Source organism: Paenibacillus macquariensis, assembly GCF_900156375.1.
Lineage (GTDB): Bacteria > Bacillota > Bacilli > Paenibacillales > Paenibacillaceae > Paenibacillus_AQ > Paenibacillus_AQ macquariensis.
In genome coordinates this window covers 40,249-63,798 of sequence record NZ_FTNK01000022.1, presented here as the reverse complement: position 1 = coordinate 63,798, position 23,550 = coordinate 40,249, and the positions used below count along the sequence as shown (strand labels likewise).

Below are 23,550 nucleotides of genomic sequence, written 5' to 3'. Positions count from 1 at the left end.
AGGGGTTCCACACGTACCCATCCCGAACACGACCGTTAAGCCCTCCAGCGCCGATGGTACTTGGACCGCAGGGTCCTGGGAGAGTAGGACGTCGCCAAGCACACACAAGAACTACCGTTGAGTTCGATCAACAGTGGTTCTTTTTTTTGTTTTATGTTTTTGTTGTGAGATAGAAAATGGATAGGCATAAGGCATAAACTACATATTCGGTTGTGGATGCTTTTACGGGTGTAGGAATAGCGCACACAAGGCTTCAGGCTTGTACAAGGACTCACAGAATGGGTACAGTGATGACTCGTAGTTATTAAACAGATAGAATGATAGAACTTAGAATTTCTTTATTCATTTGTGCGGTGCATAAATAGAGTGTAACAGTTTTGTTACCGAAGGTTATAGTCTTGCAAGTATAATAATAAAGTGTAAATAGAATTACCCAACCTGAGAATCATATGTGATAGTGTCTATAGAGCAGAAAAACGATACATTCGTGTAAGTAGCGAAATGAAGTAAGGAGGACATTCATGCGTGGAATAACATGGCTGCGTGCTCTCGTTCTGTTGTGTAGTATAATGATCGTTCTAGTCGGATGTGGAAATGCGAATCCTTCATGGACTTCCTTCGAAGGTGCGGCGAATGAAAAGAGTTTTCCGGTACCAAAGGAAGGTAATAAGAAGGATCGTCCTGCCAACAATTCAGAAATTAATGTTGTTCGTTATTTTCTACCTGGACTCAAGGAGAAGGATGCTTTTCCTGAAGTTTACTTGGAAACCATTCTAGAATGGGGATGGGAAGAGGATGAAGACGGGCAAGAACAACGTGATGCAGTTCGAGTGTTTAAAAAAGATAAAAAAGTGGTACAGGTCACAGTAGAAGATGATTTTTTTGTGATTATGGTACCCAAACCTACAGATAAATCAGTCATAAGAAGCTTAGAAAATAAATAAAAAAAGACCTTTTTCCAATAGGAAGTAGGTCTTCTTCTATTAAAAGATAGTATTATGCAAACGAATGATATCTTAAAAAGGGTAAACCAGTTTCTAACTGTTTATCGAATATTATTCGAATGATCTTATTAGTTCATTGTTTATAGTAGGAGATATCATCACTGTTAAATTTGATCATGCCGTCTTTTCGCATACTAGAAAGTCTTGAAATGGCATATAACCGAGGTAACATCAGCCATAGATGCCAGATGAGTAGAGCAATAGTAAAGGATAACGGTGACCAAAACATAAGGACAAGGAATAAACAAAGCCCGATCCATATGGTATATGAATTTATTTTGAGAAATAATCGATAGGTAATATGTTGATTAGGCATATAACCTAACCAAGGAAGTGTCATAGAGAATGCCCAGCGTTTGCGGTAATGAAAACCTGCAATTAAGAGGGTTGATCGTGAAATAACATAGTGTATCCATAGTACAAGGGGAGCAGCTAATACGAAATAAAAGATGCTCGTCCAAGAAATCAATATCATCTCTAATATAACTGCGAGACATGGGAGCATTAAATAGAACGAATTCATTCTTTTGTGTAATGGCACCTTTTTAATAAGTTTGTATTGATAAAAAGTAGCGCTATTATCCATTTTATCTGTCATATGATATAACTTTCCTCCTTTGAGGTCTTCTATAACATATATCGGTTCTACTAGAGTATTTATAAAGATATTTAAGGTACAGACACCAAGAAAGATGTGACTGAATACATATATCAAAAGGAATAAAATCTATATGAAAGATCTATGAAAAGGTTTAAAATAGTAGAAACTGTAACATACTGATAGGAAAAAGGACAAGGTGGGATGGATGATGGAAGATCATACGGAACACGTCTGTATTATTTGCGGGCAGGGTAAAGAGGAAGGGATAAGTATATTATCTCAATTTATCTGCGAGGGTTGCGAATCAGAAATGGTGCAAACAGATGCGGAAGAAGCGAAGTATCATTATTTTATTCATCAAATGAAGCGAATAAGTCTGCAGGTAAATGTGTAGTTCACATTTCTTTTTCTTAAACAAAGGGTAGCTTATAATATAAGCTACCCTTTGTTTATAGTTGTCATAGTAGAAGGAATGGAAGAGTCTTGTACTAGAAGATCAGTAACAATCTGTTCTAATGTCACGCTCGCAAGTTCATTCTCCATAGCACGTTGTGCTTGGGTGAACCGTTGCTCCAGTGTATGTTGAATATTCTTGCCAACGAGACAATTGGGATTAGCTTTGTCATGAATCGAGAATAAATGGTCTTGGTGATCAATTTCAACAGCCAGATAGACATCTAATAGGCTGATTTGTGCAATAGGACGGGAAATCATTGCTCGAGCTACACCAGGAGATGTATTGATGATGCCGGCCTTATTCAGCATGCCCATAATACGGCGGACTACGACTGAATTTGTATTTACACTACTAGCGATGAATTCAGAGGTTAACCGTTCGGTTTTAGATATTTCTAATAAAGATAATATGTGAACAGCGACAGAGAAGCGGCTGCTGATGGCCATTATTCATTCCTCCACAAACAAAATGGGTAATCACAAAACAAAAGTAGTGTGAATCTTAGAGAAGCTAAAGATCTATTACAGTATAGCATAGCGGGGTCCAATAGAAATTCCAAGGGGCAAGAGGAATTGACATACAACATACCTGTAACTATAATAGTTACAGGATCTAATATTTTTTTTAAAGGAGATGTTTCTGTTGAAAATTGCAGTCATTGGAGCAAGTGGACGTATTGGAAGTCGTGTCGTACGAGAAGCATTACGTCGGGGTCATAAAACAACAGCTATTGTACGAGATTCCAAGAAGGTTGAAGATTTAGGTGAATTGGATGTTATTGAAAAGGATGTTTTTGAATTAACGACTGAGTTAGAAGTCTTTGATGTTGTTGTAAGTGCTTATGGTACGAAACCAGGGGAAGAACATCTGCATATAGAGGCAAATAAGAAATTGATTGAGTTAGCACTACAAGCACCAAATACTCGACTATTAGTGGTCGGAGGTGCAGGGAGCTTATATGTAGATGATCAAGGTACACGTGTATTAGATACACCAGGGTTTCCTGATATCTATTTGCCAACAGCAACAAATCAGGGTGAAGCACTCAAGTTATACTTGGCCGAGAAGCATTGTGATTGGACATTTATTAGTCCTTCGGCAGAGATCGAACCTGGTGAAAGAACGGGATTATATCAAGCTGGCAAAGATCACTTACTTGTGAACAAGGAAGGTAGAAGTTACATCAGTATGGAGGATTATGCTGTAGCTGTATTGGATGAGATTGAACAGCCTAAGCACCGAAAAGAACGGTTCACAGTAGCGTCCGTATAACGTAAACGTTATATTATAAGGTTGAACAATATTTTTGATAGGCGAGTTAGACTTGGTACATCAATAAGTGGTCTGACATTCTCAAAATAGATAGTTATAGTTAAAGCTGAAATTCCTAGGGTACCTATGTGTACTTTGGGTTTTTTTGTCTTGAACATGGGTATTATGACATTATAGTAATATTGTAGTTATACTTCATTAAAATATGATTACTAAAGTTAGGCGTTACACGTAAATTACGATAAAATAGAGAGAGATAAGAGATAATACATGGGAAGGAATCATCTGATTCAAGCCTATACAATGAAAACAGAAAACTTTGCATGCGATACACGATCATGAGAGGTTATATAGAATTAGAAGGTGAGAAGTTACATGTCTAAGAAACGAATAGATAGTGGACAAACCTTAGGTGAACAACCAATGAGAACCTTATCGCAGGACTCAGTAACGGAAGAGGTTAAGAGGGATTCTCAAGAACAAGGCGATATGAATAAAGCTCGAGTTCCGTTATATGAGGCGTTACTTGACTACAGAGAGCAGAATCGGATTTCTTTTCATGTTCCAGGGCATAAGAATGGCCAAGCTTACGTTTCCCAAGGGGGTGCGGGAATATTATCTGAGATGATGGAGATTGATGTTACTGAGATTTCAGGAACCGATGATCTTCATCATCCTGAGGGAGTGATCCTTGAGGCACAGCAACTTGCGGCTAATTGTTTCGGAGCAGAAGAAAGTTTCTTTCTTGTCGGAGGTAGCACCGTTGGGAATCTAGCTTTGATCCTAACGGTATGTACCACCCCGGGGGATATACTACTTGTTCAGCGTAATGTACATAAATCGGTATTGCATGGTCTTATGTTAGCAGGTGCACGGGCTGTGTTCTTACAGCCGCAGATTCATTCATTTAGTGGACTCTCGACTGCACCTACAGCAGCACAGATTGATGCGGCGCTAGAAGTGTATCCTAATGCTAGGGGTGTGCTAGTTACGATGCCAAATTATTATGGCATGGGTACAGATCTTACCCCTCTGGCAGTAGCATGTCATAGATATGGTGTGCCGCTATTAGTAGATGAGGCACATGGCGCGCATTATGGTCACCATCCTGAGTTACCAACAAGCGCGCTAGCTTGTGGGGCAGATGGCGTCGTACAGTCGACGCACAAGATGTTGTCTGCACTCACGATGGGCGCTATGCTACACGTGCAGGGTTCACGGCTCGACCGCGCGCTGCTGCGCCAGCGGCTAGCGATGGTCCAGAGCTCAAGCCCATCGTATCCGATGATGGCTTCGCTCGATCTAGCCCGCCGCCAGCTGCACACAGGCGGTGCGGCTACCTTCACGGCGGGTCTTTCCGCCGTGGATGCCTTCAAGCTCGGGCTCGCGGAGCTCCCGCGCTTCGGGCTGCTGGCGCCGCCGCAGCCCGAGGGCACGTCCGCAGGCTTCACTTCTGCGGGCGACACCGCGCAGCCAAGCACGGCTATAGCTGCTTATACGACGCAAGACCCCTTCAAAGCCGTCATATATGACGACACAGGGGCCCTGAGCGGATACGAGCTACAGCGCCAGCTTGAAGCGCACGGCTGCATCCCAGAGATGAGCGACGTACAGTATGTCGTCTTACTCTTTAGCTTAGGGTCCACGATGGAGGACACTAATCACCTCTTACATGCCCTTGCGCATATATCTATTGCAGGGGAAGATATCGATTTGAGTTCAGCGAATATTCCAATTACGAAGAATGCTGTCGAATTTTCCACGTGGAACATTATGGAGGCATCGGTTTCGACACCCGTTCCCTTTAACTTGAGTCCAGTAGCGACGGAAGATGTCGAATCGATTCCCTTAGTAGAGTGTGCAGGAAGGGTAGCGGCGGAAATGATTATTCCTTATCCACCAGGTATACCGTTGTTATATATGGGCGAGAGTATCTCTAATGATACGCAAGAACGTCTTCTTGCTCTATCAGAAGCGGGAGCGAAGTGTCATGCCGCTGCAGATCCCGAATTGCATAGCATTAAGGTCTTTAAGAAGGACAGAAAGCAGGAAAACTTATGATTACCAAAGGTAAATTCATTACATTCGAGGGCGGAGAAGGATCGGGCAAAACAACGACTCTTAGTCGAATAAGTGCTTACTTCGATCGGCATTCTATCCCCTACATGCTTACCCGGGAACCCGGGGGTATTACCATAGCTGAGAAAATCCGTGAAGTGATTCTGGATACAAAGCATACTGAAATGGATGCTAGAACAGAAGCATTATTGTATGCAGCTGCTCGTCGTCAGCATTTGGTAGAGAAGGTGAGACCCGCCCTCGATGCAGGAACTCTAGTTCTTTGTGATCGTTTTGTTGATAGTAGTCTTGCTTACCAAGGATACGCTAGAGGATTAGGAATGGACGAAGTGTGGAGTATTAATCAATTCGCCATTGATTCTCTAATGCCAGATGTAACATTCTATTTAGATATTGAACCTGAAGTAGGATTATCTCGAATTGCTGCTAGTTTGGATCGAGAAGTGAACCGATTAGACATGGAGAACATCGATTTCCATCATAAGGTTCGTGAAGGTTACCACATGATTGCCGCGGAGAACCCTGAGCGTGTCGTTATCATTAATGCAGATCAGAGTCCATCTCAGGTGATGAATGATATTGTTTGTGAGTTGGAAAAGGGTATATTAAAGGATTTTGGCGCCTCCTTGTCAAATAAGAGTAAGTAAGTAATGACATCAATTATGTTTCGCATTCACATCAAATGGTTCAAGGATGAGATAGGGTAATTCAATCGACCTTTTGAAATCAAGTTGGTTGGTTCACAAATTATCAGTCCACATTAGGAAGCTATTTAAAATGAGGGGGAATGCAAGATGAAATTAATCATTGCGATCGTGCAAGACAAAGATAGTAACCGTTTGTCAGGAGAACTTGTAAAAGCGAACTTCCGAGCAACAAAACTTGCGAGTACAGGAGGATTCTTACGCGCAGGAAATACGACATTTATGATTGGTATTGATGATGATCAGGTTGAAGCTGTCATGACTGTTATCAATAAAAGTTGTAAGGTTCGTGAGCAATTGGTCACGCCAATTACACCAATGAGTGGTACAACAGATTCTTATCTGCCTCTTCCGGTAGAAGTTCAAGTCGGCGGAGCTACGGTGTTTGTAATGCCAGTGGAGCGGTTTGAACATTTCTAAACAAGAAAGATTCATTTGTTAGATCCTATTTTAGCTGAAGCTAACAAAGGCGATCATGAATGGGGAGATATCCTTTGAAAATAAACCCGGGTTATAGACCCATCAAAAGTGAATTGCCAAACGTGGACAGTGGCGCAAAACCACTTCTACAGAAATCATTCTCTGATGTGATTCAACAACAGAGTCAGATCGCTTCACAAGAAGAATTAGGTCGACGCCTTAAAGAAATCCAAATGCAGGGAGATCGTCTTGCACGCTCCATGACGATTCGTGAATTGAAAGCGTATCGCACGATGATTAAGCGATTCCTTGAAGACACGGTTCGTCGTGGTGTAAGCATGAAGGAAACAAGAGGCTGGGATCGACGTGGGCGTGGTAAACGTTACAAATTGATTGATGAGCTGGATTCTGCGTTATTAGCCATGGCTGATGAATTATTAGAAAGTGAAGAGGGTAAAATAGACCTTCTGCAACAAATGGGTGAAATTCGAGGTATGCTAATCAACTTAAGTTTTTAAATAGATAGATTGAGCTAAAGTTTGCGAACACAAGTTCAATCATTCTAAAGAGGATCATGAATATTGGGGTTCGTCTTTAGTTCAATCTATATAGATGACATCCTATGAGTAATTTACCCAGGAAAAGAGGATTTATGTCTTTTAATGATATTCTAGGGCAGGATGAAGCCAAGAAAATTCTTCGGAGTGGACTACGCAAAGATAGCGTGAACCATGCGTATTTATTTGATGGCCCTTCGGGCAGTGGTCAGATGAAGACGGCACTCACTTTTGCACAAGCGCTATTCTGTACTGAAATGAAGGATGACGCTTGTGGCAAATGTTTAGAGTGCCGCAAAGTCGAGCACGGTAATCATCCTGATCTAATTCTGATCAATCCTGACGGGGCATCCATCAAAATTGACCAGATCCGTGGATTACAGCGGGTCTTTTCCTATCGATCGGAATCGAACAATCCGAAAGTATATATTATTGATCATGCGGATACGATGACCAATCAGGCGTCTAATAGTTTACTAAGATTTCTTGAAGAACCGCCAATTCCTGCAGTAGCTATTCTGATTGCAGAGAATGTACAAGCACTCCTCCCTACGATTCAATCAAGATCGCAGCGTGTATCATTTCATCCGTTAAGTCCTACGATGATGCTTCAACTTCTCATTAATGAAGGGTATCCTTCGCCATTAGTTCGTTGCGCGGTCCATTTATCTTCTGGATTGGAAGGATGTAGGGAACTACTTGAGCAGAATTGGTTTGCAGAAATTAGAAACGTAGTGTTACAATTAGGGAAGGAGTCTATGGGTAGAGGGAGCACGTCTCTTATTACTGCGGGGACGAAGCTATTCAAAGCGGGACTCTCTGAACACCTAGATATCCTCTTTAACCTGTTTCATTTGTGGTTTAAAGATATGCTGCATGTTCAATACGAAAGGCACGAAAGTATCGTTTTTATAGATCAGCTAGAGTATTTGACATCACAGGCTTCTTCAAGAAGTGATGCGCAGTGGATCTCCTATATGGATCTGGCCGCAGAAGCGAAGAAGAAGTTACGTTATAATGTGAATGGACAACTCTGTCTGGAACAATTTTTGATGGGGTTAGAAGATTGAGGATGGATTGACCCCATAGATTTATAGGGAACACGAAGATGTGATGGTAGGGGGTTAGCTTTTGTACAGTGTAGTGGGTGTCCGGTTTAAAAAGGCCGGTAAGATCTATTATTTCGATCCATTGGACTTCCCTATTATGAAGGATCATAGCGTTATCGTTGAAACAGCGCGTGGGATCGAATACGGAAAAGTCGTCGTTGGAAAAAAAGAGGTGCAAGAATCGGATGTGGTCTTACCACTGAAGAAAGTTATTCGTATCGCGAGTGATTCCGACGCTAGTATTGTGGAAGAGAATCAACTGGCAGCAAAAGATGCGTTTGCTACCTGTTTAAATAAAATTCGGGACCACGAACTCAAAATGAAGCTTGTGGACGTAGAATTTACGTTTGACCGAAACAAAATCATTTTTTATTTTACGGCTGAAGGAAGAGTGGATTTCCGAGAACTTGTCAAAGACCTTGCGAGTATCTTTAGAACAAGAATTGAGCTAAGACAGATTGGTGTTCGCGATGAAGCCAAAATGTTGGGTGGGATTGGTCCGTGTGGACGAATTCTATGTTGCTCGTCTTGGCTAGGTGATTTCGAACCGGTATCTATTAAGATGGCGAAGGATCAACGATTATCGTTGAATCCAACCAAAATTTCCGGATTGTGCGGAAGACTCATGTGTTGCCTTAAGTTTGAGCATGATAACTACGAAAGTGTAAGAGAAGAACTGCCTGCCATTGGCAAAATGGTTGTAACTGCTTTAGGAGATGGCAAAGTCGTAGGAATCAATGCTGGTAGCCGTAGTGTTCATGTACAATTGTTCGAATTAGGCAAAGTTAAGGAACTTCCAATGGATGACGTTGTCATCAAGTAGACCAATGAGGTTACTGTTCGGGGTGGAAACATGGAAAAGAAAAATGTATTTCTACGCATGCAGGAAATGGAAGAACAAATGGAACATATGCACAGTGATTTAGGTGAGTTGAAGTTACTCGTTAAGGAACTCCTTGAAGAGAATAATCGACTTATCTTAGAAAATGAGCGACTTCGTATTATATTAAAAAGAGAAGCTCAACTCATGGAAGAAAGAGTCGCATCTTCAATACCACATCATCCTCATGAAGTTCTAGAAGATGTTGTTGGAGAGGGATATGATAACCTTGCAAGGTTATATCATGAAGGCTTCCATATTTGTAATGTCTATTATGGGCATTTACGAACCGAAGGTGACTGTCTATTCTGTCTGTCTTTTCTGAATAAATAGCAAAAACAAGCCGTAGGAGAAATTGCCTACGGTTTTTTGAAATATAAGAAAGTATAAGTTGCATTAGATAAGCTACTTCTTATATTAGATTGAATAATAAATCGTGTAAGGATTGGGTATATGAATATAGATAATATAATGCTTAAAGAGTCAGAACGAGTGGATGATTTATTAACACATGATCTTCGGATCATTCAGAGCGATGAGGTATTTAGTTTCTCGATGGATGCGGTATTATTAGCACGGTTCGCAAGTATCCCAACCACAACCAAAGGGCGTGTATTGGATTTATGTACAGGCAATGGGGTTATTCCGTTGTTATTAACATCTCGTACGAAAGCTTCTATTGAAGGTATCGAAATCCAACCAAGGCTTGCTGATATGGCACGCCGTAGTGTAGCACTTAATGGGCTAGAGGACTCCGTTGTTATTCGAGAAGGAGATTTGCGTGAGCTTTATAAGGAAACGGGACATGGTGTATATGATGCGATTACGGTCAACCCTCCCTATATGCCGATGAATGGCAGTGATATTAAGCTCAACGAACATCAAGCGATAGCTCGTCATGAAATCCATTGTACGCTTGAAGAAGTACTACAAGCCTGCTCACGTCTAGTTCGTACGGGTGGGAAAGTGAATATGGTGCATAAACCTCAACGCTTAGGTGAATTGATGACGTTGATGCGAGAGAATCGTCTAGAGCCCAAACGAATTAGATTTGTACATTCGCGTGCAGGTTCGGAAGCTAATATGGTATTGATCGAGGCGTTACGTGATGGGAAGCCAGAGGTAAGAATTCTACCTCCACTGATTGTATATAATGAGCAGAACGACTACTGCCAAGAATTATTAGATATTTATTATGGCTCCAAAGAAAAAAGAAATTAAAAGAGGGTGCAGTATGAGTATTCAAAAGCAAAGTAGCTTTCAAGGAGAAACAACAAGCGGTTCATTGTATCTTGTGGGTACACCCATAGGTAATTTAGAGGATATCACCTTCCGTGCAGTAAGAACATTGAAGGAATGTGACATTATTGCCGCTGAAGATACACGTCAGACGCGAAAATTATTAACTCATTTTGAAATAACACCTCAATTGTTATTTAGTTATCACGAGCACAACAAGGTCGCAAGTGGGCCAGAATTAATTCGATATATAATAGAAGGAAAAAATTTAGCACTTGTTAGTGATGCTGGTTTACCAGCCATTTCAGACCCCGGATCAGACCTTGTGAAATTAGCCATAGCCGCAGGCATTGCGGTGATACCCATTCCTGGTGCTAATGCGGCCCTTTCGGCGTTAATCGTGTCAGGCTTATCGACGGAACGGTTTACCTTTGCAGGATTCCTACCTCGTGACCGAAAAGATATTCAGAACGTCCTATCCTCTTTGCAGTATTCACAAGGGACTTTATTGTTCTATGAGTCACCACATCGGATTATCAAAACGTTAAGTTACATGTTAGAAACTCTGGGCAATCGGCAAGTTGTACTTGCACGTGAAATAACGAAGAGATATGAAGAAATGGTACGTGGTAGCGTTGAAGAATGTTTGACGTGGTTAGCTGAACATGCACCTATCGGAGAATATGTCGTTGTTGTAGAAGGGGCAAGTAAGGAAGAAGAACAGGCTCAGAAGGATGCATGGTGGCAGGACTTATCTTTAGAAGAGCATGTTTCACATTATGAGAAAGAGGGAGAAACACGTAAAGATGCGATGAAAAGAACAGCAACCGATCGTGGCGTTTCCAAACGAGATATTTATAATTCCTTGATTTAATGCGTTGTGTATGTAAAAAGGCAAAAAAATGCCTTCTCAGCTTTGTAACAAGCTTGAGAAGGCGTCAAGGAGATATTAAAAAGGTTTGAATTAATAAATTTATTATTTCTATTATAACCTATTTCACAATATAAGAAAGTATAAGTTTCACTCGATACATTTCTTCTTGATTAAATAGTTACTGGTGTTGGAATTTCTGAGATACATTCGTTACAAACAATTTTACCCTTGAAATAGATAACGTTCTCTGCGTTGCCACAGAAGATACAAGCTGGTTCATATTTCTTAAGTATAATGCGTTCGCCATCAACGTAGATTTCTAGAGCATCTTTCTCTCCGATGCCTAGCGTACGACGCAATTCGATTGGAATAACAACCCGTCCTAGTTCATCTACTTTTCTTACAATACCTGTTGATTTCATCATGTTTATTGTTGCTCCTCTCGAATATCCAATTAAAATGCCACGATTCGACATAATTCTTTCTTTAGTGATATTTATAATACCAACCTTTCCCAAATTAGTCAACCTATAAATCATATAAAATATAGGTATTATTATGGAAAAGTGTTGTAATATACGACGTTGTATATAAAATTAGTGATAGGAACAATTGCAAGAAATGTCGTTTTATAAAGAAAAAATATGACTCAATATGACATTATTCGACACGGTTCTATCGTATTGTGTAAACGAAATGATAAAGGAGTGTAAAATGATATGATGCGCCCCCTTAATGAAGAAAAGGTTTTTAAAGATCCAGTTCATAATTATATCCATGTACAGGATACGACGATTTGGCGATTGATCAATACAGCTGAATTTCAACGGCTACGTCGTATTCGTCAGTTAGGGACATCTTATTTCACTTTTCATGGTGCTGAACATAGTCGTTTCTCACACTCATTAGGAGTTTATGAGATTACAAGGCAGATCATTTCGTTGTTTGAAAGAAATCAGTATGCTGATTGGCCTAAGGAAGAGAAGTTACTGACACTTTGTGCTGCATTGCTGCATGATCTAGGACATGGACCGTTCTCTCATTCTATAGAAGAAGCTTTTGACATGAATCATGAAGACTGGACTTGCCGAATTATTCTGGGAGACACCGAAATACATAACATTCTATGTGAGGTGGATCCTGAATTGCCAGCAAAGGTTGCTTCTGTCATTGCAAAAACTTATGATAAACCCATTGTTGTTAATCTCGTATCTAGCCCACTTGACGCGGATAGGATGGATTACTTGCTCCGAGACGCATACTATACAGGTGTAAATTACGGTACCATCGACATCGATCGTATCATTCGGATGCTAAGACCCCATCATGGGCGAATTGTGGTGAAAGAATCGGGAATGCATGCTGTTGAAGATTATCTTATGTCAAGATACCAAATGTACTGGCAAGTGTATTTTCATCCTGTGACAAGAAGTTCAGAAATGGTGTTACGACTTATCTTTAAACGGGCTAAGGAATTGTATCATAATGGGTTTCAATTCGAGTTCATGGTGAAGCCAATCATTAGTTTATTCAAGGATCAATTAAACGTTGAGCAGTATCTGAAATTGGATGAGGCTCTCCTTCAGACTGCATTTATGCAGTGGACCACAGAGAATGACCCTATACTTAGTCAGCTTTGCGAGCGATTCATGCATCGGAGACTGTATAAATATGTAGAATTAGAACCGCAGGATATGGATAGGATTGATGAGATCCGCGAAGCATTTATTCAAGCAGGTTTGGATCCAGATTATGATCTGGTTGTTGATTTCCCAAGCGATCTTCCTTACGATATATTTCATCCAGGGGATGAGGTTAGTCAGAAACAAATTTTATTGTTAGACCGACAAGAAAGACTACAAGAAATATCTGAAGTGTCAGATATTGTACGTTCTATTAGTGGTCTACATCGAGGGAAAGTTCACCTTTATTTCCCGGAAGAGAAACTTAATATAGCATTATCGAAGTTTTCTCCTTCTATTACCCATATTTTCAAGGATTATTGACATAGGTTTTAATGTTTTTACTGACAAGAAGGGGGTTATATCATGATGTTGTTCGACACACATACGCATCTCGATGCACAACAATTCGACGAAGACCGTGAAGAGGTTATTGCACGTTGCGTCGAAGGTGGCGTAAGTAAAATGGTAAATGTCGGTTTTAATCGGGAGACGATCCCAACGACCATGGCTTTGGCTGAGAAATACGATTTCATCTATGCGGCAGTTGGTTGGCATCCACAAGATGCGATTACGATGAAAGAGGGAGATCTGGAATGGATCGCATCCCTATGCCAACATGAGAAAGTTGTTGCTATTGGTGAGATTGGGTTGGATTATTATTGGGATACATCTCCTAAAGATGTTCAACACAAAGTGTTCCGCCAGCAAATCGGACTTGCCCGTGAGATTAAGATGCCAATCGTAATTCATAATCGGGATGCACATGAAGATGTGGTTAGAATTTTACGAGAAGAAAAGGCACATGAGGTTGGTGGTATTATGCACTCTTACTCAGGTAGTTGGGAAACTGCTAAAATGTGTCTTGATATGGGGTTCCATTTATCATTTGGAGGTCCGATTACATTCAAAAATGCGAAGCAACCTAAAGAGGTACTTGCTCAGGTGCCAATGGACCGATTATTGATCGAAACAGACTCGCCTTATCTAACACCACATCCATATCGAGGAAAGCGAAATGAGTCTGCTCATGTTAGGTTGGTGGCAGAGGCTGCAGCCCAGATTAAAGGTGTTGATATCGAAGAAATAGCCCGAATAACGACCCGAAATGCACTGGATTTATTTGGGATATTATAAAAACAAGAGTAAATGTGGTGTAAAATCAAGTATGAGCGACCAATACATGTCTGACGGTGACCAAAAGCGAGGATATTACAAATATTTAACCATTTATTCAGAATTATGTGGTTGATTCATGCTTTACAACATGCATAGAAACGCGATATCATCTTTTCAGTGATATGAGCTGATCGGATTTTGATAGCTTATTATTTTCTTGAACCAGTCTCGCTGAATCTTCGAATGTTGGAGAACGGGGGAACCAATACGAAATGGAACTGATGAAGTTTTCAGCATATGTCGTATTTGATTTCTTTTATTGGGTCTTTGGGGTGAATTTAAAGGCATCCGCCATGAGCGGCTGACCTAAGATAGGGCGACTCTCTTTCGTCCGAACCCGACAGCTAACCTCGTAAGCGTTATGAAGAGAGGCAACCTCGTGCATGCATTTCCGTTTATTCAGATATCGGGAAGCCACGAAAGAGTTCCTCTAACTCTTTCTTATGGCTTCTTTTGTTTTTTGAATAAAGACAATGTTGTCATCATACTCTTGTTTAACAGGGGGTGACAAACATGACGAGCAGACTGGTACATGATGCAGGATACTCGTGCTTCTAAGTATCCTGTAAAAAAAATTTATAATAGTCACGTCAATCGCAGATTGCATATATGGTTACATAGACGGCGAGGCTATGAAGGAGGATCGGAAAGTGGGCATTTTGAAAGAAGAAACCCATGATTCATCATCATCCAGCATGACTTACGCAACGCGTTGGAAGTATGAAAATTTACGTAATATCTCTGTTGCAGCTATTGTCTTAATAGCGATTACCCTTTTGGTTCTTTTGTTAATCAGTATTCAAGGTCGTAAACAAGTGTATGTGGTCGTGGATGGTCAAGTAAAAGCCATTGAAACTCATCATGCCATGTTACGGGATATGTTGGATGAACAAGCGATTGTGTTGAGACCAGAAGATAAGGTTTCCATGGCGCTGAACAGCTCAATTAAAGACGGAGATAAGGTCCTTATAGAGCGTGCAGTTCAGGTTAATGTCGTTGTTGATGGACAATCCAAATCGCAGCTTACAACGAAAGGGTCTGTAAAGGCCGTTATTCAAGAATTAGGTGTAACGCTTAATGAACATGATAAAGTGTTTCCTGAATTAACGAGTAAGGTCTCAGATCAATTAGAGATCAAGATTGTACGGATCAAAAAACAGATTGTAGATCGTAGTGAGACAGTTCCGTTCCAGGTCATTAAGACTTCAGATCCAACGCTACTCAAAGGTAATGTTAAAGTGGCACAGAATGGACAGCATGGTACAATCGTTCATCATATCGAGAAAATATATCAAGATGGAAAGTTTGTATCGATGAAGATGGTTGGCACGGAAGTGCAGAGTAGCAGACAGGATAAGGTTGTTCTGGTTGGGACGAAAGTAGAAGCGAAGAAACCGGTCATTTTAGCATCCTCAGACGCAAGCAAAAAAGACACGAGCAAGAAGAACTCTGTTAAGCTAGTTAGTCAAACTAATAACAGAGCGAGTAAGGCTGGCGTCGACTTCACATATAAGAAGGTCCTTAAGAACGTGTCTATGACCGCTTATTCATCAGAAGAAGCAGGAATAGGTACACGGACAGCTTCAGGTACACGCGTAACAGAGGGTCGTACGATTGCTGTTGACCGCAATATTATCCCTATAGGTTGGTGGGTGTACATTGAAGGCATTGGATTCCGCCGTGCAGAAGATACGGGTGGTGCCATTAAGGGGAATAAGATCGATGTATATTACGAGTCCTTACAGAATGCACGTAATTTTGGACGTAAGTCCGGGAAAACAGTATATGTCATAGGACCGACTAAGCCTCAATTGAACTAAATCGGTTTTACAACAGTGATGTAATGCTATACTATTAGGGTCATATGGAAGTCATGCTAAAGAAGGGGATTTATCCTCTTCTTTTTGCTGTTGTTATAATGGATTTGAAGGGAAGAACTAGTCATGATCAAAGAAATTATTGTCGTGGAAGGCCGCGATGATACGACTGCTATCAAGAGGGCTGTAGATGCGGATACAATCGAAACGGGTGGCTCTGCAATTAATGCGCGTATCATCCAGCGGATTGCATTAGCACAAGAGCGAAGAGGCGTCATTATATTTACCGATCCAGATCATGCTGGAGAACGCATTCGCAAAATTATCGCTTCACGTGTTCCAGGGTGTAAGCATGCCTTCATTCCGGAAGCCGATGCGACGCGTAAAGGTGACATTGGTGTGGAGAATGCTTCGCCTGAAGCGATTCGTCATGCATTAGATCGCGTCCACACCTCCTACGAAGGTGTAGAGAGCCTTATCGAAATGGAAGACCTTGTAGACGCTGGGCTTATGGTTCACCCTGATGCAGCCGCTCGCCGTATGGCTATGGGTAACATTCTTGGTATTGGGTATTGTAATGGCAAGCAGTTTCTGAAGCGTCTCGCAATATTTCAAATTACGCGGGATGAATTCGTAAGTGCCCTCGCCCAAATTGAAGAGGGAGGATAATAAATAATGAATGATTTAGATAGCATTGCTACACCAAGACGAACGAAGGATATCATTAGACGACATGGGTTCTCTTTTAAGAAGAGCCTGGGTCAGAACTTTCTAATTGATCAGAATATTCTGAATAAAATTGTTGAAGCAGCAGAATTGGATTCCACAAAAGGGGCTTTAGAAATTGGTCCCGGTATTGGTGCACTAACAGAGAGATTGGCACAGACAGCAGGTAAGGTGACGGCAGTTGAGATTGATAGACGCCTTATTCCGATATTGGAAGAAGTGTTGGAACCTTATGAACATGTCCAGGTGGAACAAGCTGACGTACTTGAAGTAGATTTGCCTGCGCTCTTTGAGAGTCACTTTAAAGATGTATCTAAGGTTAGCGTTGTGGCCAATCTGCCGTATTACGTTACGACACCTATTCTGATGAAACTGTTAGAGGGCAAACTCCCTCTTGAGCATATTGTGGTAATGATCCAAAAGGAAGTTGCTCAGCGTATGGCTGCTTCACCAGGAAGTAAGGATTACGGTAGTCTTAGTATTGCAGTTCAATACTATAGTGAGCCTAAGTTAATCTGTATTGTGCCAAACACTGTATTTATCCCACAACCTAATGTGGATTCTGCTGTTATCCGTCTAACGGTTCGTGATAAACCACCGGTGGATGCAAAAGATGAGGCACATTTCTTTGACGTGGTACATTCCTCATTCGCTCAACGACGTAAGACCATTTCGAATAACCTGAAGACCCGTTATTCACCTGCTGAAGGACGTGAGCTGATTGATGCTTTATTGCTACAGGCAGGAATTGAGCCTTCGAGACGTGGAGAAACACTCAGTCTACAAGAATTTGCTACCCTTAGTAATGTGTTGTTAGAAGCGGGTATCGTATAGATCGAATGCGATAAATATGTTAAAAGATGAACCAATCCGGGTCACTGCCCATAACATGGGGTAGGGGTGATGTTCTGATGAATTTGGGTGATTTGGTCGTCCGCCAATCGTATGGCGGTGATATTGCGTTTCGTATTGAAGATATATACCAGGACTCTGCCATCCTTAAGGGAACTGATTTTCGATTGTTGGCCGATTCGCCCCTTAAGGATTTAACGAAGGTACCCTATTCGCCTGTGAGTGAAAAGACCCAGAAGGCACAAGTGAAAGCTAGTGAGTCTCTGTCGTCTCTTCAGCGTCATCGTGAAGAACAATCTGCCCGGAATCAAATGCAAACGGGTGGAGAGTGGGGTGCTGTCAAGGAGCCTACTTTTTTCGAAGTGCCTGGTAAAGTGCTACATCTCGACGGAGATCCGAATTATCTGAAGAAGAGTCTTCAGGCCTACGAACAGCTTCGTGTGCCTGCGGAGGGTCATTACGTAAGGGAATCTGGGATGGCAGACGCTCTTTATAGACTCTTGCCAAAGGTCCAACCAGATATCCTGGTCATTACAGGCCACGATGGTGTCTTGAAGTTCAGGAGGAACCACGATCTTTATAGCTTGAATAGCTACAAAAATTCTCAGAATTTCGTAAGTGCGATTCAAATAGCTCGTCAGTATGAACGCAACTTGGATGCCCTGACCATTATAGCAGGGGCCTGTCAGTCTCATTTTGAGGCCTTACTTCAAGCAGGGGCTAATTTCGCGAGTTCACCTGCTCGGATTCTCATTCATGCGTTAGATCCAGTGTACGTGGCTGCAAAAGCCTCATTCACATCGATCAAAGAAGTCATTAATATGAATGACGTATTAGGAAATACGATCAGTGGTACGGAAGGTGTAGGTGGGATTGAGTCACGTGGGAGCTACCGTATGGGTCTTCCTCGTCTTTATGATCTATCCACACTCAAAGTGACGCCAGCAGCAATTTAATGACGACTTCCAAACGTTGGAGTTATATGGCAATAAATGCTGTGTGACCTTGGATGTGGGGTATACAGTAGTTGTCAAAAAAAGAAATAAACCCCGAATTTGCTTCTTGAATTTGGGGTTTATTTGTTGAATTTAGGGATTTATTGAAATGGTTTGTAGGCTCAGAAAAAATTCGTTGACAAGATAATTTTAGTGCTGATATAATTATTGTTTTGATTTGACAACCACCCAAAAATTTGTTATAATGGACAAGGAAAGAGGTGGTCGTTAGACATGGCTAAAAACGCACTGTTAGAAATCAAGCACAGTCTCGATGCTCATGTAGGTAAAAATATTATGTTACGTGCCAACGGCGGTCGCCGAAAGACTGTTGAGCGAACTGGTGTTTTGGAAGAAACGTACCCTTCTGTATTTATTGTGAAACTAGATGAAGAACAACAGACTTTTAAACGTGTTTCATACAGCTACGCAGATATTCTTACTGCTTCGGTGGAAGTTACGATTTGCGAGAATAATGGTGAAATGCAGCTTGAGTATATCAAAGCATAAATCTTAACTATAAAGACTAGACAGTCCTTTTTGGAGGGCTGTCTTTTTGTATATTCTTTTTGTGGGTTATAAATCGGTGAACTTATTAGTGAATGAGATTAAGTGTACTGCGTCATACTAACAGCGACATTCATTTTCACTTATTGATAAGGGGGACTGTTCATGAGCCGTAAAAAAGTGATGTCTGAAGAACTTAAATATGAGCTTGCGAAAGATTTAGGATTTTACGACACCGTCCAGAATGAAGGATGGGGAGGCATTCGAGCTAAGGATGCAGGGAATATGGTCAAAAGAGCGATTGAACTTGCGGAGAAGGCAGCAGCTAGAAACCCTGATTAATGAGTAGTTAAAAGCGGAAGGCCATCTCAAGAGGTGGTCTTTCGCTTTTTTTTAAAAATATAAGTAAACTTAATACTCTATTCCTTATAATTCCGTCAAAACGGGTACTGTTCCTGAAAAGGACGGCAAAGCCGTAACCACTTGTTAGATTATTTATTTGCATATTGGATAATTAAGGGTATGATCATCATAATCTTAAATGACTTGAATGAGACAGTTTGGTATAATGTGTGAAGTTATTATGAGCGAAAAGTTAAGGGTGGGTGAACGCCTTGAAAATTTATGAAAAAGCACCAGCCAAGATCAACTTAATGCTGGATGTATTACATAAGCGGCCTGATGGTTTCCATGAGGTGGAAATGGTAATGACAATGGTCGATTTAGCTGACCGATTAGAAATGGTGGAGCTACCAAGAGATACGATCATTATCTCAAGCCAAGCAGGTTATATTCCGCTCGATGAGAAGAATCTGGCTTTCCAAGCTGCGAGATTAATTAAGGATCGGTATGACGTCAAGAAGGGCGTACATATTCATTTGGATAAAAAAATCCCCGTTGCTGCAGGGCTAGCAGGTGGTAGTAGTGATGCGGCTGCGACACTAAGAGGCCTGAATCGTCTATGGGAGCTTCATATACCAACTCAAGAGTTACAGCAATTGGGGGCAGAGCTTGGCTCAGACGTGCCTTTCTGTGTGACTGGAGGGACGGCTCTTGCTACAGGTAGAGGAGAGATGTTAACGCCAATCGAGAATCCTCCTCAATGTTGGGTTGTATTAGCTAAACCGCCCATCAATGTGTCTACAGCAGAAGTGTATACGCGATTAAAGAGCAATCAGATTACGAACCATCCATCGGCATCGGGTATGATTGCTGCGATCCAAGCAGGAAACTTCCACGAAGTCTGCGGGCAAATGGGTAATGTACTTGAAGATGTCACGCTGAAGTTGCATCCAGAAGTTCAACACTTAAAAGAAGCGATGATGAGGCTGGGTGCTGACGGAACATTGATGTCAGGTAGTGGTCCAACTGTATTCGGTTTGGTATCCAAAGAATCCAAAGTACCTAGGATTTATAATGGTCTTCGAGGATTCTGTCGTGAAGTTTATGCTGTACGTCTATTGACTTAGGATTATAGACACTTGTGAAAAGGCGTATAATGATGATATATTTTATATAAAATATTCGGATTTAGCGAGGAGCATTTCGTGAAAAAATTAAAACGAAGCGCACGTTTAGTAGAGTTAACGCAATATCTACTGAACAGACCACATACATTGATACCCCTTACGACTTTTGCTGACCGCTATGGTGCGGCAAAATCGTCCATTAGTGAAGATCTGGCCATTATTAAAGAAGTGTTTGAAGATGAAGGCATGGGAGATCTTCAAACATTCGCAGGAGCAACCGGCGGCGTAAGATTCATTCCTAAGATGACTAAGAAGCAAGCATTGATCTTTGCAGAGGATTTGTGCGCACAATTGGAACAAAGAGATCGGATTTTACCAGGTGGATATTTATATATGTCCGATTTACTGGGAGAGCCATCCCTTATGAACGAAGCGGGTAAAATATTCGCTACAGCATTCGCAGAAAAAGAAATCGATTGTGTGATGACTGTTGAAACCAAAGGTATCCCTTTAGCCTATGCAACAGGTGCACAACTTAATCTACCCGTTGTCCTCGTTCGTCGTGATCACCAGGTGACAGAAGGATCTGCGGTAAGTATTAATTACGTCTCGGGTTCCCATAAGAGTATTCATACCATGTCTTTGTCTCGTCGAGCTTTGAAGGAAAAGTCCAGAGTACTGATTGTGGATGATTTCATGAAAGCAGGAGGCACGATTCAAGGCATGGTCGATTTACTAGCCGAGTTTAATGCTGAAGTCGCTGGCGTCGGTGTATTGGTGGAATCAGGAGCTGTGGAGACGGAAGAACGTTTGCTTCATGATTATGTATCGCTTGCAAAATTGACAGAAGTTGATTTCAAGAGTAAACAGATTCTTGTGAGTCCGGGTAATTATTTCGAATCATAGGATGCTCTCGGGTCTCGAAATCCTTGTCGATTTAAATGTGTGAAATGGGTAGGATACCAACGAATAAGCAAGAAGATTGTCGAATAATATTTTTATTTAATAAATTCCTGTTTTTAGGATATTTTATTGAAGTAAAAAAAAGGATTTAAGCGTGTTGTGTGGAATTATACACCAAGTCTCTGATGGGAAAAGGTGGTGAACACACACATGCAAATTACGGATGTCAGACTTCGTCGGGTTAATTCTGAAGGAAGAATGAAAGCTATCGCATCCATTACCATTGATAACGAATTTGTTGTTCATGACATTCGGGTTATTGATGGAAACAACGGAATGTTTGTTGCTATGCCTAGCAAACGAACTCCTGATGGAGAATTTCGCGATATTGCTCACCCAATCTCTTCCGGTACTCGGGAGAAGATTCAATCTGCTGTATTAGCAGAGTACGAAAGTGCAGCTAATGAAGAAGAAGAAGTGATTGAAGAGGGCGCTTAAGTTCGCCTAATAGGGTTTGAAGAAAAGGGAGCCATCACATGGCTCTCTTTTCTTTTTTCGTAGAATGAGATATATTCAGTAGTGAGCAAGTGGAAACGGCTGTGCCGTCCTTTTTCAAAGACAGCATCCGTTTCAGCGGAAATATAAGGAGTAGAGTATCAATATAGAATGAACTAAAGACGTAAACTTTAGTTCATTCTATCAAGTGAAACTTATACTTTCTTATATTTTAAAGAGCAGGAGGTTAAATCCCTTGAAAAGAATGGCTATAGTTCTTGCCGCAGGTCAGGGCAAGCGGATGAAATCCAAATTATACAAAGTACTTCATCCTGTATGTGGGAAACCCATGGTAGGACATGTACTTGACACCGTTAAACAAGTCAACAGTGAACGAGTAATTGTGATCGTTGGACATGGTGCGGAAGCCGTACAATCTTATCTTGGGGATGCCGCAGAATATGTGCTTCAACCACAACAGCTAGGAACTGGGCATGCTGTTACACAGGCTGCACCGTTACTTAGGAATGAGGCTGGCTCTACGATTGTTATCTGTGGAGATACTCCCCTAGTTACGCCAGAGACGCTAGAAGGGCTCATGCAGCTGCATGAGAGCAATAACGCTGCTGCAACGGTCTTAACTGCCCAACTGGATAACCCTAAGGGTTACGGACGTGTTATTCGCGGAGAAGATGGTAGCGTACTTCGGATTGTGGAACAAAAGGATTGCACACCACAAGAAGATGCTGTACGCGAGATTAATACAGGTACGTATTGTTTTGACAATCTCAAATTGTTCGAAGCACTTGAGAAGGTGACGAACCATAATGCCCAAGCGGAATACTATTTGACAGATGTGATTGGTATCCTTGTGAATGCGAGTGAAACGGTTCTCGGGTATATCACAGATGATAGTTCCGAATCTATAGGTGTAAATGATCGGCTAGCGCTTTCCGAAGCTGAACAATTTATGAGAGAAAGAATTGCAAAACGTCACATGTTGAATGGTGTAACGATGATTGATCCATCTTCAACGGTCATTGGTGCAGATGTTACCATTGGTTCCGATACGATTCTGTATCCAGGAACGATCATTAAAGGATATACTGTTATAGGTGAAGACTGTATCATAGGTCCTAATAGTGATATTGATTCATCGATTATTGCTAATAACGCAATCATTAGTCATTCAGTTCTCGACCATGCTGAAGTAGGTTTGCGTACAACGGTTGGACCATTTGCATATTTACGTCCCGGAGCTAAGCTTGGAGAGGACGTCAAGATTGGCGACTTCGTAGAAGTGAAGAATTCCGTCATTGATAATGGCTCGAAAGTGTCACATTTGAGCTATATTGGAGATGCTACCGTCGGGAAAAACGTTAATGTAGGTTGCGGTGCGATAACTGTGAACTACGATGGGTATAATAAATCTGTGACAGAGATTGAAGATGACGCCTTTATTGGTAGTAATGTCAATCTTATTGCGCCGGTTAAAGTAGGAAAAGGTGCATTTATCGTAGCAGGTTCAACGATTACACACTCCGTTGGTGAGAATGAGATGGCCATCGCGAGACAACAACAGGTGAACAAACCTGGATATGCAGATAAAATTCGTAATAAGGCTAAAGCAAAGAAGAATAAAGGCTAACAACCCTATTTGATGATAAATTCAGTCAGTTATGTGAATGAATCAGTAGGTATTATCAGACATGAATTCAATGAATCCGCA

General features: G+C 41.3%; 27 protein-coding genes, 1 rRNA gene and 1 riboswitch. Of the genes, 25 read left to right on the top strand and 3 right to left on the bottom strand.

The genetic code is table 11. From position 1 onward, the window contains the following. Positions 1–100 (top strand): 5S ribosomal RNA (gene rrf / locus BW961_RS25500); the annotation flags it as partial. A gap of 421 nt (positions 101–521) precedes the next feature. Then, positions 522–944: a hypothetical protein gene (locus BW961_RS25495; RefSeq protein WP_068592393.1), complete on the top strand. Its 423-nt coding sequence runs from the start codon at positions 522–524 to the stop codon at positions 942–944. Positions 945–1,077: 133 nt separating this feature from the next. Here BW961_RS25495 and BW961_RS25490 read toward each other — a convergent pair whose 3' ends face one another. Next, complete coding sequence (locus tag BW961_RS25490; protein WP_068592391.1) at positions 1,078–1,602, bottom strand: hypothetical protein; 525 nt, start codon at positions 1,600–1,602, stop codon at positions 1,078–1,080. Between the two features lie 211 nt (positions 1,603–1,813). Here BW961_RS25490 and BW961_RS25485 point away from each other — a divergent pair, with 211 nt between their 5' ends. Then, complete coding sequence (locus tag BW961_RS25485) at positions 1,814–1,999, top strand: sigma factor G inhibitor Gin (RefSeq protein WP_068592390.1); 186 nt, start codon at positions 1,814–1,816, stop codon at positions 1,997–1,999. A 44-nt stretch (positions 2,000–2,043) separates the two neighbouring features. Here the strand turns inward: BW961_RS25485 and BW961_RS25480 are convergent, their stop codons facing one another. Continuing rightward, a complete protein-coding gene (locus BW961_RS25480) occupies positions 2,044–2,508 on the bottom strand; it encodes an Rrf2 family transcriptional regulator (RefSeq protein ID WP_068592388.1) in 465 nt (154 codons plus the stop codon). A gap of 196 nt (positions 2,509–2,704) precedes the next feature. Between BW961_RS25480 and BW961_RS25475 the strand changes: the two genes are divergently transcribed. The 10 genes from BW961_RS25475 (at position 2,705) to rsmI (ending at position 11,196) form a co-directional block, all read left to right on the top strand. Then, positions 2,705–3,334, top strand: a complete 630-nt coding sequence (locus BW961_RS25475) for an NAD(P)-dependent oxidoreductase (protein ID WP_068592386.1) — start codon at positions 2,705–2,707, stop codon at positions 3,332–3,334. A 489-nt stretch (positions 3,335–3,823) separates the two neighbouring features. Next, the gene (locus BW961_RS25470; RefSeq protein ID WP_068592405.1) at positions 3,824–5,395 is read left to right on the top strand and encodes an aminotransferase class I/II-fold pyridoxal phosphate-dependent enzyme; all 1,572 of its coding nucleotides are present in this window, start codon (positions 3,824–3,826) and stop codon (positions 5,393–5,395) included. Then, the gene (gene tmk / locus BW961_RS25465) at positions 5,392–6,060 is read left to right on the top strand and encodes a dTMP kinase (RefSeq protein WP_068592384.1); all 669 of its coding nucleotides are present in this window, start codon (positions 5,392–5,394) and stop codon (positions 6,058–6,060) included. The genes BW961_RS25470 and tmk overlap by 4 nt, the downstream gene beginning before the upstream one ends. A gap of 147 nt (positions 6,061–6,207) precedes the next feature. Next, positions 6,208–6,537: a cyclic-di-AMP receptor gene (locus BW961_RS25460; RefSeq protein ID WP_068592382.1), complete on the top strand. Its 330-nt coding sequence runs from the start codon at positions 6,208–6,210 to the stop codon at positions 6,535–6,537. A 74-nt stretch (positions 6,538–6,611) separates the two neighbouring features. Next, positions 6,612–7,055, top strand: coding sequence for a YaaR family protein (locus tag BW961_RS25455; RefSeq protein WP_068592380.1), 444 nt, complete (start codon positions 6,612–6,614; stop codon positions 7,053–7,055). Positions 7,056–7,189: 134 nt separating this feature from the next. Then, a complete protein-coding gene (gene holB, locus BW961_RS25450) occupies positions 7,190–8,164 on the top strand; it encodes a DNA polymerase III subunit delta' (protein WP_068592378.1) in 975 nt (324 codons plus the stop codon). A gap of 61 nt (positions 8,165–8,225) precedes the next feature. Continuing rightward, the gene (locus BW961_RS25445) at positions 8,226–9,026 is read left to right on the top strand and encodes a PSP1 domain-containing protein (RefSeq protein WP_068592376.1); all 801 of its coding nucleotides are present in this window, start codon (positions 8,226–8,228) and stop codon (positions 9,024–9,026) included. A gap of 30 nt (positions 9,027–9,056) precedes the next feature. Continuing rightward, positions 9,057–9,416: a DNA replication initiation control protein YabA gene (gene yabA / locus BW961_RS25440; protein WP_068592374.1), complete on the top strand. Its 360-nt coding sequence runs from the start codon at positions 9,057–9,059 to the stop codon at positions 9,414–9,416. Between the two features lie 120 nt (positions 9,417–9,536). Continuing rightward, complete coding sequence (locus BW961_RS25435; RefSeq protein ID WP_139331749.1) at positions 9,537–10,304, top strand: tRNA1(Val) (adenine(37)-N6)-methyltransferase; 768 nt, start codon at positions 9,537–9,539, stop codon at positions 10,302–10,304. 13 nt (positions 10,305–10,317) lie between these two features. Continuing rightward, positions 10,318–11,196, top strand: a complete 879-nt coding sequence (gene rsmI, locus BW961_RS25430) for a 16S rRNA (cytidine(1402)-2'-O)-methyltransferase (RefSeq protein WP_068592372.1) — start codon at positions 10,318–10,320, stop codon at positions 11,194–11,196. A gap of 170 nt (positions 11,197–11,366) precedes the next feature. On the opposite strand, the gene BW961_RS25425 is transcribed toward rsmI, so the two are convergent. Continuing rightward, entirely contained in the window at positions 11,367–11,621 is a 255-nt protein-coding gene (locus BW961_RS25425; RefSeq protein ID WP_068592370.1) for an AbrB/MazE/SpoVT family DNA-binding domain-containing protein, read from the bottom strand. 294 nt (positions 11,622–11,915) lie between these two features. Between BW961_RS25425 and BW961_RS25420 the strand changes: the two genes are divergently transcribed. The 12 genes from BW961_RS25420 (at position 11,916) to glmU (ending at position 23,469) form a co-directional block, all read left to right on the top strand. Then, positions 11,916–13,202, top strand: a complete 1,287-nt coding sequence (locus tag BW961_RS25420; RefSeq protein ID WP_068592368.1) for an HD domain-containing protein — start codon at positions 11,916–11,918, stop codon at positions 13,200–13,202. A 42-nt stretch (positions 13,203–13,244) separates the two neighbouring features. Then, positions 13,245–14,015, top strand: a complete 771-nt coding sequence (locus BW961_RS25415; RefSeq protein ID WP_170878611.1) for a TatD family hydrolase — start codon at positions 13,245–13,247, stop codon at positions 14,013–14,015. 201 nt (positions 14,016–14,216) lie between these two features. Beyond that, positions 14,217–14,431: riboswitch (cyclic di-AMP (ydaO/yuaA leader) on the top strand. A 276-nt stretch (positions 14,432–14,707) separates the two neighbouring features. Further along, a complete protein-coding gene (locus tag BW961_RS25410; RefSeq protein ID WP_068592366.1) occupies positions 14,708–15,877 on the top strand; it encodes a resuscitation-promoting factor in 1,170 nt (389 codons plus the stop codon). 123 nt (positions 15,878–16,000) lie between these two features. After that, complete coding sequence (gene rnmV / locus BW961_RS25405; protein ID WP_068592364.1) at positions 16,001–16,543, top strand: ribonuclease M5; 543 nt, start codon at positions 16,001–16,003, stop codon at positions 16,541–16,543. A 6-nt stretch (positions 16,544–16,549) separates the two neighbouring features. Next, positions 16,550–17,434 carry a 16S rRNA (adenine(1518)-N(6)/adenine(1519)-N(6))-dimethyltransferase RsmA gene (rsmA, locus tag BW961_RS25400; RefSeq protein WP_068592363.1) on the top strand — a complete coding sequence of 295 codons (885 nt, stop codon included), beginning with the start codon at positions 16,550–16,552 and terminating at the stop codon, positions 17,432–17,434. Positions 17,435–17,511: 77 nt separating this feature from the next. After that, complete coding sequence (gene yabG, locus BW961_RS25395; RefSeq protein WP_068592361.1) at positions 17,512–18,408, top strand: sporulation peptidase YabG; 897 nt, start codon at positions 17,512–17,514, stop codon at positions 18,406–18,408. A 273-nt stretch (positions 18,409–18,681) separates the two neighbouring features. Continuing rightward, on the top strand, positions 18,682–18,957 hold the full coding sequence (gene veg / locus BW961_RS25390) for a biofilm formation stimulator Veg (protein ID WP_068592359.1): 276 nt from the start codon (positions 18,682–18,684) through the stop codon (positions 18,955–18,957). A 162-nt stretch (positions 18,958–19,119) separates the two neighbouring features. Then, the gene (locus BW961_RS25385) at positions 19,120–19,296 is read left to right on the top strand and encodes a small, acid-soluble spore protein, alpha/beta type (protein ID WP_068592351.1); all 177 of its coding nucleotides are present in this window, start codon (positions 19,120–19,122) and stop codon (positions 19,294–19,296) included. A gap of 272 nt (positions 19,297–19,568) precedes the next feature. Beyond that, entirely contained in the window at positions 19,569–20,423 is an 855-nt protein-coding gene (gene ispE / locus BW961_RS25380) for a 4-(cytidine 5'-diphospho)-2-C-methyl-D-erythritol kinase (protein ID WP_068592349.1), read from the top strand. Between the two features lie 78 nt (positions 20,424–20,501). Further along, the gene (gene purR, locus BW961_RS25375; RefSeq protein ID WP_068592347.1) at positions 20,502–21,329 is read left to right on the top strand and encodes a pur operon repressor; all 828 of its coding nucleotides are present in this window, start codon (positions 20,502–20,504) and stop codon (positions 21,327–21,329) included. A 207-nt stretch (positions 21,330–21,536) separates the two neighbouring features. Beyond that, positions 21,537–21,824 carry a septation regulator SpoVG gene (gene spoVG / locus BW961_RS25370; protein ID WP_068592345.1) on the top strand — a complete coding sequence of 96 codons (288 nt, stop codon included), beginning with the start codon at positions 21,537–21,539 and terminating at the stop codon, positions 21,822–21,824. A gap of 262 nt (positions 21,825–22,086) precedes the next feature. Then, positions 22,087–23,469, top strand: coding sequence for a bifunctional UDP-N-acetylglucosamine diphosphorylase/glucosamine-1-phosphate N-acetyltransferase GlmU (gene glmU, locus BW961_RS25365; RefSeq protein ID WP_169810369.1), 1,383 nt, complete (start codon positions 22,087–22,089; stop codon positions 23,467–23,469). Positions 23,470–23,550 lie beyond the last annotated feature (81 nt).